The sequence below is a fragment of the Allobosea lathyri genome (genome assembly GCF_900108245.1).
In the GTDB taxonomy this organism is placed as follows: domain Bacteria; phylum Pseudomonadota; class Alphaproteobacteria; order Rhizobiales; family Beijerinckiaceae; genus Allobosea; species Allobosea lathyri.
This window is the reverse complement of sequence record NZ_FNUY01000009.1, coordinates 1-14,403: the sequence shown is the minus strand read 5'-3', so window position 1 is coordinate 14,403 and position 14,403 is coordinate 1. Positions and strand designations below refer to the sequence as shown.

General features: G+C 65.1%; 18 protein-coding genes. 1 reads left to right on the top strand and 17 read right to left on the bottom strand.

Going from position 1 to position 14,403, the window contains the following annotated elements; genetic code table 11:
- Positions 1 to 2: 2 nt before the first annotated feature.
- The 16 genes from C4S73_RS19880 to C4S73_RS19805 form a co-directional block, all read right to left on the bottom strand.
- The gene (locus tag C4S73_RS19880; protein ID WP_200828059.1) at positions 3 to 584 is read right to left on the bottom strand and encodes a HupE/UreJ family protein; all 582 of its coding nucleotides are present in this window, start codon (positions 582 to 584) and stop codon (positions 3 to 5) included.
- Between the two features lie 20 nt (positions 585 to 604).
- The gene (gene ureG, locus C4S73_RS19875; RefSeq protein ID WP_103874281.1) at positions 605 to 1,237 is read right to left on the bottom strand and encodes an urease accessory protein UreG; all 633 of its coding nucleotides are present in this window, start codon (positions 1,235 to 1,237) and stop codon (positions 605 to 607) included.
- A complete protein-coding gene (locus tag C4S73_RS19870; RefSeq protein WP_103874280.1) occupies positions 1,234 to 1,908 on the bottom strand; it encodes an urease accessory protein UreF in 675 nt (224 codons plus the stop codon). The genes ureG and C4S73_RS19870 overlap by 4 nt, the downstream gene beginning before the upstream one ends.
- Before the next feature lie 9 nt (positions 1,909 to 1,917).
- The gene (locus C4S73_RS19865; RefSeq protein WP_103874279.1) at positions 1,918 to 2,661 is read right to left on the bottom strand and encodes an urease accessory protein UreE; all 744 of its coding nucleotides are present in this window, start codon (positions 2,659 to 2,661) and stop codon (positions 1,918 to 1,920) included.
- 26 nt (positions 2,662 to 2,687) lie between these two features.
- On the bottom strand, positions 2,688 to 2,996 hold the full coding sequence (locus C4S73_RS19860; protein WP_103874278.1) for a putative quinol monooxygenase: 309 nt from the start codon (positions 2,994 to 2,996) through the stop codon (positions 2,688 to 2,690).
- Between the two features lie 172 nt (positions 2,997 to 3,168).
- Positions 3,169 to 4,152, bottom strand: a complete 984-nt coding sequence (locus tag C4S73_RS19855) for a GSU2403 family nucleotidyltransferase fold protein (RefSeq protein WP_103874277.1) — start codon at positions 4,150 to 4,152, stop codon at positions 3,169 to 3,171.
- Between the two features lie 229 nt (positions 4,153 to 4,381).
- Entirely contained in the window at positions 4,382 to 5,422 is a 1,041-nt protein-coding gene (locus tag C4S73_RS19850) for an ABC transporter substrate-binding protein (RefSeq protein ID WP_244595688.1), read from the bottom strand.
- 246 nt (positions 5,423 to 5,668) lie between these two features.
- Entirely contained in the window at positions 5,669 to 5,926 is a 258-nt protein-coding gene (locus tag C4S73_RS19845; RefSeq protein ID WP_103874276.1) for a hypothetical protein, read from the bottom strand.
- A gap of 78 nt (positions 5,927 to 6,004) precedes the next feature.
- Complete coding sequence (gene ureC / locus C4S73_RS19840) at positions 6,005 to 7,741, bottom strand: urease subunit alpha (protein WP_103874275.1); 1,737 nt, start codon at positions 7,739 to 7,741, stop codon at positions 6,005 to 6,007.
- A gap of 25 nt (positions 7,742 to 7,766) precedes the next feature.
- On the bottom strand, positions 7,767 to 8,387 hold the full coding sequence (locus C4S73_RS19835; RefSeq protein ID WP_103874274.1) for an urease subunit gamma: 621 nt from the start codon (positions 8,385 to 8,387) through the stop codon (positions 7,767 to 7,769).
- Positions 8,384 to 8,725: a hypothetical protein gene (locus C4S73_RS28485; RefSeq protein WP_200828058.1), complete on the bottom strand. Its 342-nt coding sequence runs from the start codon at positions 8,723 to 8,725 to the stop codon at positions 8,384 to 8,386. The genes C4S73_RS19835 and C4S73_RS28485 overlap by 4 nt, the downstream gene beginning before the upstream one ends.
- 10 nt (positions 8,726 to 8,735) lie before the next feature.
- Complete coding sequence (locus C4S73_RS19825; RefSeq protein ID WP_160115846.1) at positions 8,736 to 9,590, bottom strand: urease accessory protein UreD; 855 nt, start codon at positions 9,588 to 9,590, stop codon at positions 8,736 to 8,738.
- 115 nt (positions 9,591 to 9,705) lie between these two features.
- A complete protein-coding gene (locus C4S73_RS19820) occupies positions 9,706 to 10,599 on the bottom strand; it encodes a PfkB family carbohydrate kinase (RefSeq protein ID WP_103874272.1) in 894 nt (297 codons plus the stop codon).
- 6 nt (positions 10,600 to 10,605) lie between these two features.
- Positions 10,606 to 11,652: an aldose epimerase family protein gene (locus tag C4S73_RS19815; RefSeq protein WP_103874271.1), complete on the bottom strand. Its 1,047-nt coding sequence runs from the start codon at positions 11,650 to 11,652 to the stop codon at positions 10,606 to 10,608.
- A 79-nt stretch (positions 11,653 to 11,731) separates the two neighbouring features.
- Positions 11,732 to 11,959, bottom strand: coding sequence for a type II toxin-antitoxin system VapB family antitoxin (locus C4S73_RS19810; protein WP_160115845.1), 228 nt, complete (start codon positions 11,957 to 11,959; stop codon positions 11,732 to 11,734).
- Between the two features lie 68 nt (positions 11,960 to 12,027).
- Complete coding sequence (locus C4S73_RS19805; RefSeq protein WP_103874269.1) at positions 12,028 to 12,477, bottom strand: VOC family protein; 450 nt, start codon at positions 12,475 to 12,477, stop codon at positions 12,028 to 12,030.
- A gap of 96 nt (positions 12,478 to 12,573) precedes the next feature.
- On the opposite strand from C4S73_RS19805, the gene C4S73_RS19800 reads away from it, so the two are divergent.
- Positions 12,574 to 14,019 carry a cation-efflux pump gene (locus C4S73_RS19800; protein ID WP_103874268.1) on the top strand — a complete coding sequence of 482 codons (1,446 nt, stop codon included), beginning with the start codon at positions 12,574 to 12,576 and terminating at the stop codon, positions 14,017 to 14,019.
- Between the two features lie 80 nt (positions 14,020 to 14,099).
- On the opposite strand, the gene C4S73_RS19795 is transcribed toward C4S73_RS19800, so the two are convergent.
- The coding region (locus tag C4S73_RS19795; protein WP_103874267.1) for a transposase at positions 14,100 to 14,403 on the bottom strand (304 nt) is incomplete at its 5' end.

Genomic DNA, 14,403 nt, shown 5'->3' with positions numbered 1-14,403 from the left:
ATCTAGCTGGCGAGGATGGCGACGCCGGCCGCCACCAGACCGCCGCCTGCAACGCGCGCCAGCAGCGGCGCCCGCGTCGCGATCTGGCTCGCAAAGGCGAGGCCGACACCGTGGAGCGCCGCTGTCGCCAGGACGAAGCCCAGCGCATAGCCAAGACCGCTCGCACCTTGCGGCAGTTCGGCACCGTGGGCATGCCCGTGGAAGATCGCGAAGATGGCGCAGGCTGCCGTGCCGGCTGCCAGCGGCGGCGTGAGGTTCAGGGCGATCGCGAGGCCGAGCACGACGACAGACACCGCGATGCCGATCTCGACGCCCGGAAGCTCGGCCCCCGACATGCCCCAGAGACCCGCCACGACCATCATCGATACGAAGGCGACCGGATAGGCAAAGCGCGCCTTGCCGCCGACAAGACCGGCCCAAAGGCCGACCGCAACCATGGTCAGAACATGGTCGATTCCAAACAACGGGTGCATCAGGCCTGCCTCAAATCCGTGCACCGGGCCGGCTCCGGTATGCGCCAGCGCCGGCCCCGCCAGAGCCACCGTCACCAAAGCCATGCCCATCCGCTTCACAACCGCCTGCATGATCCCGTTCTCCCCTGTCGTCACGCGGCCGAAGCCGCCTTCAGCCCACCGGCCGCCTCGATGAAATCGACCACCGCATCGACGCCCTCGCCTTCCCGGGTGTTGGTGAAGACGAAGGGCCGCTTGCCGCGCATCAGCCGCGAGTCGCGGTCCATGACAGCAAGATCCGCGCCGACATGGGGGGCGAGATCGGTCTTGTTGATGACGAGCAGGTCGGAGCGCGTGATGCCCGGCCCGCCCTTGCGCGGGATCTTTTCGCCGGCGGCGACGTCAATGACATAGATCGTCAGGTCCGCGAGCTCGGGCGAGAAGGTGGCGGCGAGATTGTCGCCGCCCGATTCGATCAGGATCATGTCGAGGTTGGGGAACTTGGCTCGCATCTCCTCGACGGCGGCGAGGTTGATCGAGCAATCCTCGCGAATGGCGGTATGGGGGCAACCGCCGGTCTCGACACCCATGATCCGCTCCTGCGGCAGCGCGCCCGCCACCGTCAGCAGGCGGGCATCCTCCTTGGTGTAGATGTCGTTGGTGATCGCGCAGATGTCGTATTGATCGCGCATGCGCTTGCAGAGCACTTCGATCAGCGCGGTCTTGCCGGAGCCAACGGGGCCGCCGATGCCGACGCGCAGGGGGCCGTGGGGAGAGCGGGTCATGAGCGAAACAGCCTCGAATATTGAGTTTCATGGCGCAGCGAAGCGAGATCGGACCGCAAGGCGCAGCCGCCGATATCATCGAGCGTCGCCACCTCGGCAGCAGCCGCCGCTTCATGCAAGGCCGGGACCAAGCCGGCCGTGATCCTCTGCCCATCGGTCTGGCCGATGATGCCGAGTCTCACCGAAGCCGAGACCAGATTGGCAACGAAGGCGAGACCATAAGCCTCCAGCGCCAGCAGCAAGGGAACGCCATGGCCGGCACTCGCACAGGCCACGGCCACGGGATAGGCGATGTCCCCCGGCCAGCTGGCGCGCAGATGCTCGATCGCCGCACAAGGCCAGGCGGCGCGCACCGCAGCGACGAAGGCATTGCCCTGCGTGACGGTCTCAAGCCGTCTTTCCGAGGAGGTCGCCAGAGCAAGGGCCAGTTCGGCGGTCTCAGCTAGCGCGGCCTCGTCCCTGTCGACAGCGGCGCGAAAAGCGCAGGCGAACAGGATGAGATCGTTGCGCAGCGAGCCGTGGACGACGAGCGCCTCCAGCCAGTCCCGCAGCGTCGCAGCATCATGCAGGTCGCCCGCCTCGAACGCCCATTCGAGACCGTGCGAATAGGCGAAGGCCCCCACCGGAAAGGACGGTGACAGCCAGACCATCAACGGCAGATGGGCAGACATCCGCTGAGGTCAGTGATCGTGCGAATGGCCCTTGTGGCCATGCTCGGCGCCATGCTTGTGGCCGTGGTCGTGCTTGTGATCATGCCCGTGATCTTGGCCGTGATCATGCGCATGGCCGTGATCGTGGTGATCATGACCGCAGCCACAGGCTGAACCATGGGCATGATGTTCGTGGGCCTTGTGGTCATGCGCCTCATGCTCATGAGCCTTATGATCATGCCCGTGATGGTCATGACCATGCTCATGACCGTGATCATGGCCTTGGGCGTGAGCGTGGCCGTGGGCGTGGCTGGGGTGGTCGCATCCGTCATGGTCGTGGCCATGATCATAGGCGCCGCGCTCGGGCTGGAACGGGCGCGTGACCGCATTCATCGCGCAGCCCTGCCCTCGGACCATCTCCGCCAGGACATGGTCGTTCTCGATATAGATCGCGTCGGCCGTGACTTCCGCTGGCGTGTGGCGGTTGCCGATATGCCAGGCGACGCGCATCAGCCGCAGCGGATTCTCGGCCCGGATTTCGAGCAGGCTTTGCGCAGCCGCCTTGATCAGCACCAGCCGACCATCCTCCAGCTTCACGGCGTCGCCATCCCCGAGCGCGGTCGCCTTGTCGAGGTCGAGCAGGATATCGAGGCCGCCATCGCCTTTCAGCGCCAGGCGACGGCGATTGCGGTCCTCATGGTCGAGCGTCAACGTCTCGACGACCTTGTCCGCCCTGACCGCAGCCTTGCGAACGACGGAGGTGGCACGCAGCATGATGATGAACCCGTATCAGTGTTGGATCAGAGGCGATCGATCGATCGCGGCTGCACCACTTCGATCACCGTAGGAGCTGTGACGCAAGCCCCGGCCTCCTGGAGGAAGGCCAGTACGTGGGGTTGCTTCATATGAGCATCGACGTGCTCGCGCTGCTCCCAGCTCTCGATGCACACGAACTGACCGGGCTCGGTGACGCTTTCATGCATGTCGTAGGCGAGACAGCCGTGTTCTCGCCGGGTGGCGGCAATACATTCCAGGGCTGCGGCAATGAAGCGCGCCCGGGCATCCGGACGACTGCGGGCCCGTGCGATGACGATAACCGGATCTGACATCCTGCTTGAAACTCACTGCTGATAAAGGTGAGGCGTCTACGCGGGCAGCTCGGCTGCCGGATGCAGCAGCGGCGACGTTATGCTTTACGGATCGTTAAGCCCCGTCGATCGGACCGGCTCCCGGGACATTGCTGCGACCCGCCAGTCGGCTGACGACGGCCCTGACGGGCGACTATCTGCCCGTAAGATCGCCTATCTGTGCAAGCGAGCGTTCGATCGGCCTGGCCCAGCCATCGCGCCCGCGCCCTCTCGCATCATCGAGCGCGTCGTCGAGTTCGAACGGCGCATTCAGCCGCAGTGCTGCGACCATGGCTGCCGCCTGAGCCAGATCCTTCCGGCTCTTGGCGAGTTCATGCGCACCGCGCTTCTGCGCCAGGATCAGCTTGTGCACGGCAAAACGGGCAGGACGCGGCAACATGACGGCGACACCGGCGCCATGCAGGGCCACGGCTGGAACGGGATCTTCGATCAGCCAGTCGAGATGCTGCAAGGGGGTGGCGCCAGCGGCGAGCGCCTTGAGCGGCATCGGGTCGCGATCGCTCCGGCGACGCTGTGGTGTCAGCAGATCGACGACAAAGCTCTCGGCATTGCGAAAGCGAGCTGGCGGCGCCTTCGGGTCCAGCCCCGGCAGGGCAGCAAAGCTGGCGTCGGCGCGCTGGAGGATGGCGGTCATGCTGTCGCCCGCGATCTCGCCTTCCAAAGCGAGATCCGCGGTCGCCAGGTCCGCATCCTGCGTCATCACCGTCGCCGAGGGCAGAACAGCGCCGAGAAGCGGCGGATAGCACTGATAGGCAGCCGTCCCAATCAGAACGGCTCCGCGCCGGAACAGTCCCGCATGCGCAATCGCATCCAGCACGCGACCCAGCGTCGCCGTCGGGCCGGGAATGAGACGGCGCAAGGTCGAAACAAGCCGGCGACGCTCCTGCCGGTGCGCCATCTCGGTTCGCGCCGCTTCGGCCCGTGCCATGACGGCAACATCATCGGCGCGGCCGAGATGCTCGACCGTGCGGCTCGCACCGACCCAGCGCTGAAGGCGCAGATAGCGGATACCCCCGATCGAGGTCGCGACGACTGTAGCCTCATCGGCCGAGGCCACCGCAACCTGCTGTTGCAGGTCGGCGTAGAGCGTCTGGATATTGAGCGGAATGCGCTGCATGGAACTTAGTAGCACAGATTGATGTTTGTGCTACTAAGTTCGAGGGGCGCTCGCGCCTCATTTCGCGTTCAGGTTTATTTCTGTGGTCATCCCGGACGCAGCGAAGCGGAGACCCGGGATCCATTCCTGAACCTTGACGATGGAGGTTCTGGAATGGATCCCGGATCGGCGTCGCAATGCGGCTTGTCCGGGATGACGAGCCTCTAAAGCAACCTAAACGCGCAATGATCTATCGCGGCAGGGCCTTCACATCGGTGTCGAACTTCTTCAACAGGCGCGAGCGCTCGGCAGGGCTGCCCCAGCGCGGCGTGTCGTAATCGATCAGCTTGATCTCGGCGAATTTCGGCGCGTCGGGCGAGAGCTGCGCATTTTTGTTCGACGGGATCGAGTTGATCTTCAGCTTGGCGTTGATGTCCTGCGCTGCCGGCGAGAGCGTGAAATCGACGAAGCGGCGCGCCGCCTCCGGGTTCTTGCCACCCTTGATGACCGAGACCGAGCCGGTCTCATACCCAGTACCCTCACAGGGCGCGACGGTCTTGATCGGGGCGCCCTGCAGCTGTTGCGTCAGCATGTCGTGGATGAAGGCGATGCCGATCGCAGTCTCGCCCAGCGCCGTCGCCTTGACCGGGGCAATGCCGGATTTGGTGTATTGGTTGATGTTCTTGTGCAGGGCCTTCAGGTAGTCGAAGCCCTTCTCCTCACCCAGGCGCTGGACGGTGGTTGCGAGGAAGACATAGGCCGTTCCCGACGAACTGGGATCGGCGATCTGGATTTCGTCGGCGTATTTCGCATCCAGCAGATCGGCCCAGCATTTCGGCTCGGGCAGGTTTTTCTTCTTCAGGACTTCGGTGTTGTAGCCGACGCCGAGTGCGCCGAGATAAATTCCCGAAGTCCGGAATTTCGACTGCTCGGCATGGCGCTGCGCCCATTCATGCAGCTCGGTGAACCTGGGCGAGCGATAGTCGTCGAGCAGCCCCTCATCGGCGGCTTGCAGATGCGGCTCGCCGGGACCGCCCCACCAGACATCCCCGCGCGGGTTGGAGGCCTCTGCCTTGACCTGCGCATAGACCTCGCCGGTGCTCTTGCGCACCATAGCGACCTTGATGCCGGTCGATTTCTCGAACATCGCCGCGCCCTCCCGGCATTGCTCCTCGAGGATCGAGCAATAAACCGTGACTTGGCCCTGCGCTGCGGCTGGCGCGGCGAGGGCGATATAGGCCAAGCCGACGATGGCGGCGGAAACTGGATGAAACTGGCGGATACCGAACACGGATTTGCCTCTCCCGATTGGCTCTTTTTTGTTAGCCGACGAGATGATCGCGGGAAGAGATGGCTGTCAATCAGGCAGTCACGAACTGCAGTGAGCCGAGACATGCCGTGCCGAACCACGCGTCATCCTGGAGCGCAGCTCCGGGATCCATCGTAGGGCTGCGGAGCCGTACGATGGATCCCGGGCCTCCGCTTCGCTGCGCCCAGGATGACGGCGCGTCTCCAAGGAAAACAGCATGCTTGAATGTCAGGAGCTGCGCGTGCGGTCCGGGAGCCGGTCGACAGCCTCCTCGGCGCCCTGATCCGTTCCAAGCACCCCCTCGCGCAAAACCTTCGTAGCCGCGTCCGCTTTCTTCTTGGAGGAGGTCGGAAGCGGTGCGGTTTCTGCCGTTGCGTTCAGCCCGATATCACCGGGCTTCTTGCCTTGATTGCGCGCGCTTGCCGCAAACGTCGCCAGAGCCTCCGGCTGCTGGCCATCTGCCGGAGTCGCGGATTTCTTGGTCATGGAACCCTCCCTGGGTGTGCACAGGGAGTGAACGCCGCCCTGTGAGGGCAGGTTCCGCGATCGCCAGTACGCCCCTGATCAGAACAGGAAGTAGCGCTGCGCCAGCGGCAATTCCTTGGCGGGCTCGCAGACCAGCAACTCACCATCGGCCACCACCGCATAGGTCTCCGGGTCGATCTGGATGTCGGGCGTGGCGTCGTTATGGATCATGCTCTTCTTGGAGATGCCGCCGCGGGTGTTCTCAACCGCGACCATCTCCTTTTCGGTGCCCAGCCGGTTTCTGAGACCGTTGGCGATGGCGGCCTGAGACACGAAGACCAGCGAGGTCGTCGTCACGGCCTTGCCGAATGCGCCGAACATCGGCCGGTAATGGACCGGCTGCGGTGTCGGGATCGAGGCGTTGGGGTCCCCCATCGGAGCGGCTGCGATCATGCCGCCCTTGATCACCATGTCCGGCTTGGTCGCGAAGAAGGCCGGGGACCACATCACAAGATCCGCCAGCTTGCCGATTTCGACAGAGCCGATATGGCGCGAGATGCCGTGCGAGATCGCCGGGTTGATCGTGTATTTCGCGACGTAGCGCTTGGCGCGGAAATTGTCGGCGCCGGTGCCGACATCCTGCGGCAGCGCCCCGCGCTGCACCTTCATCTTATGCGCGGTCTGCCAGGTTCGGGTGATGACCTCGCCGATGCGGCCCATCGCCTGTGAATCCGACGACATCATCGAGAGCGCGCCGAGATCGTGCAGGATGTCCTCGGCGGCGATCGTCTCCTTGCGGATGCGGCTTTCGGCGAAGGCGAGGTCTTCAGGGATCGAGGGCGACAGGTGATGGCAGACCATCAGCATGTCCAGATGCTCGTCGAGCGTATTGACCGTGAAGGGCCGCGTCGGATTGGTCGAGGATGGCAGGACGTTGGGCAGCCCCGCGACCTTCATGATATCGGGCGCGTGGCCGCCGCCCGCCCCTTCCGTATGGAAGGCGTGGATCGTGCGGTTCTTGAAGGCCTTGATCGTGTCCTCGACGAAGCCTGACTCGTTCAGCGTGTCGGTGTGGATCATCACCTGGACGTCGTAATCGTCGGCGACCGAGAGGCAATTGTCGATCGCGGCGGGCGTCGTGCCCCAGTCCTCATGCAGCTTCAGCGCGCAGGCCCCGGCCTCGACCATCTCGACCAGCGCACCGGGCAGCGCGGCATTGCCCTTACCGGCGAAGGCGAGGTTCATCGGAAAGGCGTCGGCGGCGCGGATCATCTGGCCGAGATGCCAGGGGCCGGGCGTGCAGGTCGTCGCCAGCGTGCCATGGGCCGGGCCGGTGCCGCCGCCGAGCATGGTGGTGAGGCCGCTCATCAGCGCATCCTCGATCTGCTGCGGGCAGATATAGTGGATATGGCTGTCGAAACCGCCGGCCGTGATGATCTTGCCTTCGCCGGCGATGACCTCGGTGCCGGGACCGACGATGATCGTCTCGGTCGGATCGAAATTGCCGAAGCCGGCCTGGATATCGGGATTGCCCGCCTTGCCGATCGCGCAGATGCGCCCTGCCCTGATGCCGATATCGGCCTTCACGATCCCCCAATGGTCGAGAATCAGCGCATTGGTGATGACGGTGTCGACGGCACCGTCTGCATTCGTGACCTGGGACTGCCCCATGCCGTCGCGGATGACCTTGCCACCGCCGAACTTCACCTCCTCGCCATAGGTCGTGAAGTCCTTCTCGACCTTGATGCGGAGTTCCGTGTCACCGAGGCGCACGATGTCGCCGGTGGTCGGGCCAAACATCGCGGCATAGGCATTGCGCGGGAAATTGAAGGGCATTGTCTGGTCTCCTCGAGGCCGCTGCTCAGAGCTTGCCCATCACATCCTGCCGGAAGCCGTAGACCTCGCGCTTGCCGGCGAGTGCGACGAGCCGGACCTCGCGGGTCTGGCCGGGCTCGAAGCGCACGGCGGTGCCGGCCGGGATATCGAGCCGGAAGCCGCGCGCCCGATCGCGCTCGAAGCGGAGCGCCGGATTGGCCTCGAAGAAATGGTAGTGCGAGCCGATCTGGATCGGGCGGTCACCGGTATTGGCGACTGTGAGCGTCAGGCTCTCGCGGCCCTCGTTCATGATAAGGTCGCCGGGCAGCGTCGTGATCTCGCCGGGCTTGAGGCGGCCGGCCGAGCCGCGAATAGGCTCGTGGACGGTGACGAGCTTGGTCCCGTCGGGAAAGGTCGCCTCGACCTGAACGTCATGGATCAGTTCGGCGATGCCATCCATGACCTGATCGGCGGCGATGACATGGGCGCCGGCCTCCATCAATTCGGCCACGGATTTGCCGTCGCGCGCGCCCTCGACCACGAAGTCGGTGATGAGCGCGACGGCTTCCGGATAGTTCAGTTTGACGCCGCGCTCGAGCCTTCGCCGCGCCACCATGGCAGCCATGGCGATGAGCAGCTTGTCCTTTTCGCGCGGCGTCAAATTCATGCCTTGGCCTTCTCGTCCTCGTCGGAAGAGGTCTCGTCTTCGGAGACGTCCTCATCCTCGTCCTCGTCTTCATCGCCCACTTCGGCGTCTTCGTCTTCCTCATCCTCGTCGCCGTCGAGATCGGCATATTCATAGGTGAAGACGATTTCGCCGGTCGCGGGATCGAAGGTGCTGAACGAGGAATCCTCGAAAGCCTCGATCAGCATTTCCGCGTCATCGGGCCCGTCGACGTCGAAGCGGCGCGCCGCATTCTCGCCCTCGCCATCGAGTGTGACTTCGATCGCCCAGCCCCGCGCGCCGGTGTCATAGATGCATTTCAGACCCTGGATCGCCAGCATGATGCTCTCCTTATGTTGACCAGGTGCGCGGCAGCGCACGTCCGGTCAGATGCCCGAGCAGCGTGACGAGCGCGCGACGCAACAGCTGGGCATCGGGAGAGAGCAGGCGGATCAGGAGGAGGTCCGCGACCAGGCCGGCACCGGCCTCGACCTCGGCAAAGGCGCTTTCCCCGAACAGGAGGCGAAGCTCTTCGAGTCTTTCGGCGAGACCGGGGCCGGCTGCAAGCAGCGTCGCCGTCGCGCGCGCACCGGCTGCGATAGCGGGGCGCGTGAGCGTTTCGGCGATGGCGCCGTCGAGCCGCAGATCGTCGGCGAAGACCAGCCTGCCCGCGCGACGGACGCGCCAGCGGTCGCGCAGTGAACCGCGAAGCATCGCCTCGCCCATGGCGCTGCGGCCGAAGAAGACGGATTCGCAAGCGATCAGCCGGGCGTCCGCGGCCAAATCGATCGTCAAGCTCCGCGAAAGACGCGCGCCGGAAAACAGGATGCTCTCCTGCGGCAACCAGGAAAGGCTGGCGCCGGCACCGACCGTCAGATTCGTCTCGATGCGCGTATCGGAGCCCTGGCTGCGATAGACCTTCTCGGCCGCCTGCGAGGTGATGACGACATCGCTTTCCGGCTCCAGCACCGCCTCGACGCGCATCGCGTCGCCGCCGGCCATACCGCCGCCGGTGTTGATCAGCACGGCTTCGCTGGTCGTGTCGAAGGTCGTGGGGAAACGGGCCCGATAGCCGCCGGATTCAGCCAGCTCCAGGCGATGCGTGCGTGCGCCGACCTTGCCGAAGCGCAGTCGCACACCTCCGCATGCCCTGACATAGGCCGGCAGGAGCGGATCATTGGCTGCCGGAACGGGCGGCGCGAACATGCACTGTCTCGACGAAAAGGAGCTGACAATCTTTCGCTTGCCTGTTTGCCGGGCAAGAGGCTGCATGCCCCTGCCTGCTCAAATTTCAGGCACGGCGCGATTTTAGCCGTGACGATCAGATCGTTTGCGCCAGAAAACTCTCGACCTCGGCCCGATCGGGCGCGCCTGTGCGCCCACCGAAGCGCGTGCATTTGATCGCAGCCGCGGCCGAGGCGAAGCGGATCGCCTGCCGCTCGTCCTTTCCCTCCGCCAGCGCCAGGGCGAAAGCGCCGTGCCAGACATCGCCCGCGCCAAGCGTATCGACCGTCTCGACCGCGAAAGCCGGGATATGGGCGACCTCCCCCTTGTCGAGGAGGAGCACGCCCTCCTTGCCGAGCGTCACGGCGAGCCAACTGGACTCGGCCCTGCCGATCTTGGCCAGACCCAGTCGAGGATCGTCCTCGCCAGACAGCTCGCGCAAGGCCTGGGCACTGAAGGCGACGTGGCTCGCGGTTGCGACGAGATCGTCATGCGGCGGCCTGCGGTCCCCGTCGAGGACACCGGGAACACGCGCCTCGCGCGCCAGCCTGAGCGCGGCGAGCGCGCCCTCGCCCCAGCGCGTATCGGCGAGCACGGAACCGGCGCCCTCGGGCAGGCGCTGCGGCAGCCATTCGACCGTCTCCGGCATGGCCGGGTCGGAATAGGAGATCACCATGCGCTCGCCCTCGGCATCGACCAGAATGGCTGAGACCGGCGAACGCAATCCGGCGACCCGATGAGCGAAGCGGGTCTCGACACCTTCCGAAGCGAGGTCGGCGACGATCTGGTCGCCGGTCAGATCCTCGGCAAGGCGCGTCGCCAGCCAGCAGCGCCCGCCAAGCCTGGCCACCGCGACCGAGGCATTGCCGGCACAGCCGCCGCCGACCACCGCCAGACCGCGCGAGCGATATTTCTCGCCGCGCGTCGGCATGGTCTCGACACTGTAGACATAGTCGAGCGTGGCAATGCCGAGACAGAAAACGCCGGTCATGATGCCTCAGCCGTCAAAGCGGTATTCGCTGACCTGCCGGTAGACCTCGCCCGGCCGCAGGACGGTCGACGGGAAATGCGGCAGATTGGGAGAATCGGGAACATGCTGCGGCTCCAATGCGATGCCGGCACCGGGTCCATAGCGCCTGCCATCAAGACCGGGCACCGGCGTATCCAGACCGGCACCATCATAGACCTGCAAAGCAGGCTCAGTGGTCCAGAGTTCCATCGCAAGGCCATTCCGGGTGGATCGCAAGGACGCCGCAAAGGCGAGCGCCTGCCCCGACTTCCCGCTCGGCTCGCAGCGTTCGCGGCGCAGCATGTAATTGTGGTCGTAAGAGAAGCGCGCCCCGTCGGCTGCGGCGTGGCGAATCGGCCGGGCCTTGCGGAAGTCGAAGGGCGTTCCCGCGACATCGGCCAGCGAGCCGTCCGGGATCAAATCGGCATCGACAGGCGTGATGAGATCGGCGCCGACTTGCAGCTCATGGTCGAGAATGTCGGGGCCGTCGTCGAGCCGGAAATAGGAGTGGTGGGCGAGGTTTAGCACCGTGGCTGCGTCCGTCGTCGCGCTCAGTTCGACGCGCAAGGTCGCATCGCCCTCCAGGCTGTAGCGGCACCAGACCCGCAGCGTGCCGGGATAGCCGGCATCGCCATCGGGCGAGACCAGCGCCAGCGTTACGCTCATCTCGTCGTGATCGACGATCGTCCAGGGCCGCACGCCGAAACCCTGTCCGCCGCCATGCAGCGAATGACGGCCGTTCTGATTGAGCGGCAACTGATAGGATCGACCATCGAGAACGAAGCGGCCTTCCGCGATACGATTGGCGTAGCGACCGGCGATCGCGCCCATATGGGGCGAATGCGCGGGATAGTCGGCGAAATCCGCGAAACCCAGCACGACGCGCTGGCGCCCGCCATCGTGGAGCGGCACGACGAGATCGCGCAGCACAGCGCCCCATTCCATCACTTTGGCCTCGGCGCCGGCCGGCGTGCGGAGCGTGACCTCATGGATCGGCGTACCATCGGCGAGCGTACCGATCACGGCTTTGGTCAAGGGCTGAGCCTCCGCTCGGCTTCAGGCTCCGAAGCGGACGCCGTCGATATCGATTTGGACGTAATCATTGCCCCGATCTCTACAGCCTCCGGCTCGTCTCCCTGTGCGTCATACCCTCGTCGACAACCGGTGATCCAGCCATAATCTCCTGCGCCCAACGGGTCGCCTCGGTAGTCTGCTTCTCTGCCCTGCACGCCAGTTCACGCTCGACAGCCATGCCAATGGCACCCTGCAACGTCAGGCCGTCGCGCTTCGCCAGTTCCCGGACCTGGCGCTCGATCTTTTGGTCGCGAACGAGAATACCCATGTCGCCCTCGATGCTAGCGTTCCTCGAAATCATGGCGGGCGAAAGCGACAATCCGGAGTCGTTTCTGGCTACCAGACGCCAGTGTTCGGCATGCTCAGCCACGGCTCGGCCGGCGGCTTGGGATCGCCCTTCTGCAGAATTTCGATCGAGATATTGTCGGGCGAGCGGATGAAGGCCATGTTGCCATCGCGCGGGGGACGGTTGATCGTCACTCCGGCCTTCATGAGCTTGTCGCAGGTGGCGTAGATATCGTCGACCTCATAAGCGAGATGGCCGAAATTGCGCCCGCCTGTGTACACCTCGGGATCCCAATTATAGGTCAGCTCCAGTGTCGGACGGCCGCGGCTGCCCTGCTCGCGGACGGTCTCGACCTCGTCGGGAGCCGCCAGGAAGACCAGGGTGAAGCGCCCCTTCTCGCTCTCGATGCGACGGGTCTCGACCAGCCCGAACTTGGTCACATAGAAGTCGAGCGCCGCATCTAGATCGGTGACACGCACCATGGTGTGGAGATATCGCATCGTGGACGATTCCTTTTTAGGCCAAGATCGGGTTGATCCTACCCCGAAATCGGGCGAAAGCATCGCCGCTCCAAGAGATCGCAGTCAGGACGCCTTATGACCTCAACGCAAGACGGACCGGAGCAGGCGCCTGTTCGCGCCACATCGGCCCAGATCGCGCAGATCAAGCAGCGGGCCGCGATTCTTTCGGTGATGGCGACGCTGCTCCTGACCGGAGCCAAGATCGTCGGTGCGATCCTGTCGGGATCGCTGGCGCTGTTGACCGATGCGCTGCAGGGCCTCGTCGATATCGGCTCGACGCTGTTCACCTGGTTTGCCGTGCGCGCCTCGGACAAGCCGGCCGATGACGAGCATCATTACGGGCATGGCAAGGTCGAGGCCGTCGCCGCGCTGGTGGAGACCGCCATCCTCTTCGCGCTTGCCGGCGCGATCCTGTGGGAAGCGGGCAACCGCCTCTGGACCGGCCTGATCGAGCATGTCGAGGTCACGCCGCTCGTGATCGGCGTGATGCTGCTGTCGATGACGGTCGACGCCATTCGCTGGCGCTCGCTGACGAAGGTCGCGAAGGAGACCGGCAGCGAGGCGCTGGCAGCCGAAGCAACGCATTTCTCGACCGATTTCGTCGGCTCGGCGCTGGTTCTCGCCGGCCTGATCGGCGTCTGGTACGGCGTGCCGCGCGCCGACACGATCGCGGCCTTCGCGATCGCAGCCTTCACCGCGCTTTCGGCTTTCCGGCTCGGACGCCGCACGCTCGACACGCTTCTCGACACAGCTCCCGAAGGCGTCAGCGAGCGGCTGCGCGAAGTGGCGCGGGCCGTGCCCGGCGTCGTCAGCATCAACTGGCTCAAGGTCCGGCCGACAGGCGGGCGCGTCCATGGCGAGATCGGCATCAATGTCTCCCGCACCCTGCCGCTCGACCGCGTCGTCGCGATCAAGGACGCGCTGAGTGCCGCCCTGCGAAAGGTCGAGCATGATGCCGAGATCACGATCACGACCGATCCGGTACAGGTCGATGACGAGACCGCGCTGGAGCGCGTGCTGCTGATCTCGCTGAAACTCAAGATCCCGGTGCATCATGTCACCGTGTACACCATCGGCGAGCGGCTCTCGGTCAGCCTCGACATGGAGGTCGACGCCAGGCTCCCCCTCGGTGAGGCGCATGAGATCGCGACCCGGCTCGAAACCGCGATCCGGGCCGAGTTCGGCGGCGAGACCGAGGTCGAGACCCATATCGAGCCGATGGATACCGGCGCTCCGGCGGGGCACAATGCCGCGTGGGAGACGGTCGAGGATATCGGCAAGGCACTGGCGGGCGAGGCGACCAAGCTCTCGGGGCCGATCCACGACATTCACAGCGTTCGCGTGCGGCAAACGGCTAACGGCCTCGTCGTCAATTATCACTGCCGCGTCGACCCCGCCCTGGACGTCGCCGCCGTGCACGCGGCCGTCGACGCGATCGAACGCGCGGTCAGGATCGCACGACCGCAGGTCTGCCGCCTCGTCAGCCACGCCGAACCGGCTGTGCTGGGCGGAACCAACTAAGATCATCGGTCTTCCGGCTGACCTCGGTTGGTCATCCCGGGCGCAGCGAAGCGTAGACCCGGCAACTGTGTCGTTTGGGGTCATGTCTGGAAGGCTGTGTTTGTTTTGAGCATGGCGTTGAGGACGGTGATGAGCTTTCTTGCGACGGCGATGATGGCGACTTTGGCGGCGGCGCTTCGGGCGCGGATGGTGTCGTAGAAGGTCTTGAAGCGCGGCGATGTCCGGATGGCGGCAAGCGCGGCCATGTAGAGGGCTCGCCGGACGCGGCGCCTTCCGCCCCTGATCATGCGCTGGCCGCGCCTGCGTCCGCTGTCGTTGTTGAAGGGCGCGAGGCCCGTCAGGGCAGCGATGGCCTTTGGCGAGACGTGCCCGAGTTCGGGCATC

Excerpts from the sequence above, each read along its gene's own strand:
- C4S73_RS19880 (WP_200828059.1), bottom strand. The coding sequence starts at position 584 with ATGCAGGCGGTTGTGAAGCGGATGGGCATGGCTTTGGTGACGGTGGCT.
- ureG (WP_103874281.1), bottom strand. The coding sequence starts at position 1,237 with ATGACCCGCTCTCCCCACGGCCCCCTGCGCGTCGGCATCGGCGGCCCC.
- C4S73_RS19870 (WP_103874280.1), bottom strand. The coding sequence starts at position 1,908 with ATGTCTGCCCATCTGCCGTTGATGGTCTGGCTGTCACCGTCCTTTCCG.
- C4S73_RS19865 (WP_103874279.1), bottom strand. The coding sequence starts at position 2,661 with ATGCTGCGTGCCACCTCCGTCGTTCGCAAGGCTGCGGTCAGGGCGGAC.
- C4S73_RS19860 (WP_103874278.1), bottom strand. The coding sequence starts at position 2,996 with ATGTCAGATCCGGTTATCGTCATCGCACGGGCCCGCAGTCGTCCGGAT.
- C4S73_RS19855 (WP_103874277.1), bottom strand. The coding sequence starts at position 4,152 with ATGCAGCGCATTCCGCTCAATATCCAGACGCTCTACGCCGACCTGCAA.
- C4S73_RS19845 (WP_103874276.1), bottom strand. The coding sequence starts at position 5,926 with ATGACCAAGAAATCCGCGACTCCGGCAGATGGCCAGCAGCCGGAGGCT.
- ureC (WP_103874275.1), bottom strand. The coding sequence starts at position 7,741 with ATGCCCTTCAATTTCCCGCGCAATGCCTATGCCGCGATGTTTGGCCCG.
- C4S73_RS19835 (WP_103874274.1), bottom strand. The coding sequence starts at position 8,387 with ATGAATTTGACGCCGCGCGAAAAGGACAAGCTGCTCATCGCCATGGCT.
- C4S73_RS28485 (WP_200828058.1), bottom strand. The coding sequence starts at position 8,725 with ATGCTGGCGATCCAGGGTCTGAAATGCATCTATGACACCGGCGCGCGG.
- C4S73_RS19825 (WP_160115846.1), bottom strand. The coding sequence starts at position 9,590 with ATGTTCGCGCCGCCCGTTCCGGCAGCCAATGATCCGCTCCTGCCGGCC.
- C4S73_RS19820 (WP_103874272.1), bottom strand. The coding sequence starts at position 10,599 with ATGACCGGCGTTTTCTGTCTCGGCATTGCCACGCTCGACTATGTCTAC.
- C4S73_RS19810 (WP_160115845.1), bottom strand. The coding sequence starts at position 11,959 with ATGGGTATTCTCGTTCGCGACCAAAAGATCGAGCGCCAGGTCCGGGAA.
- C4S73_RS19805 (WP_103874269.1), bottom strand. The coding sequence starts at position 12,477 with ATGCGATATCTCCACACCATGGTGCGTGTCACCGATCTAGATGCGGCG.
- C4S73_RS19800 (WP_103874268.1), top strand. The coding sequence starts at position 12,574 with ATGACCTCAACGCAAGACGGACCGGAGCAGGCGCCTGTTCGCGCCACA.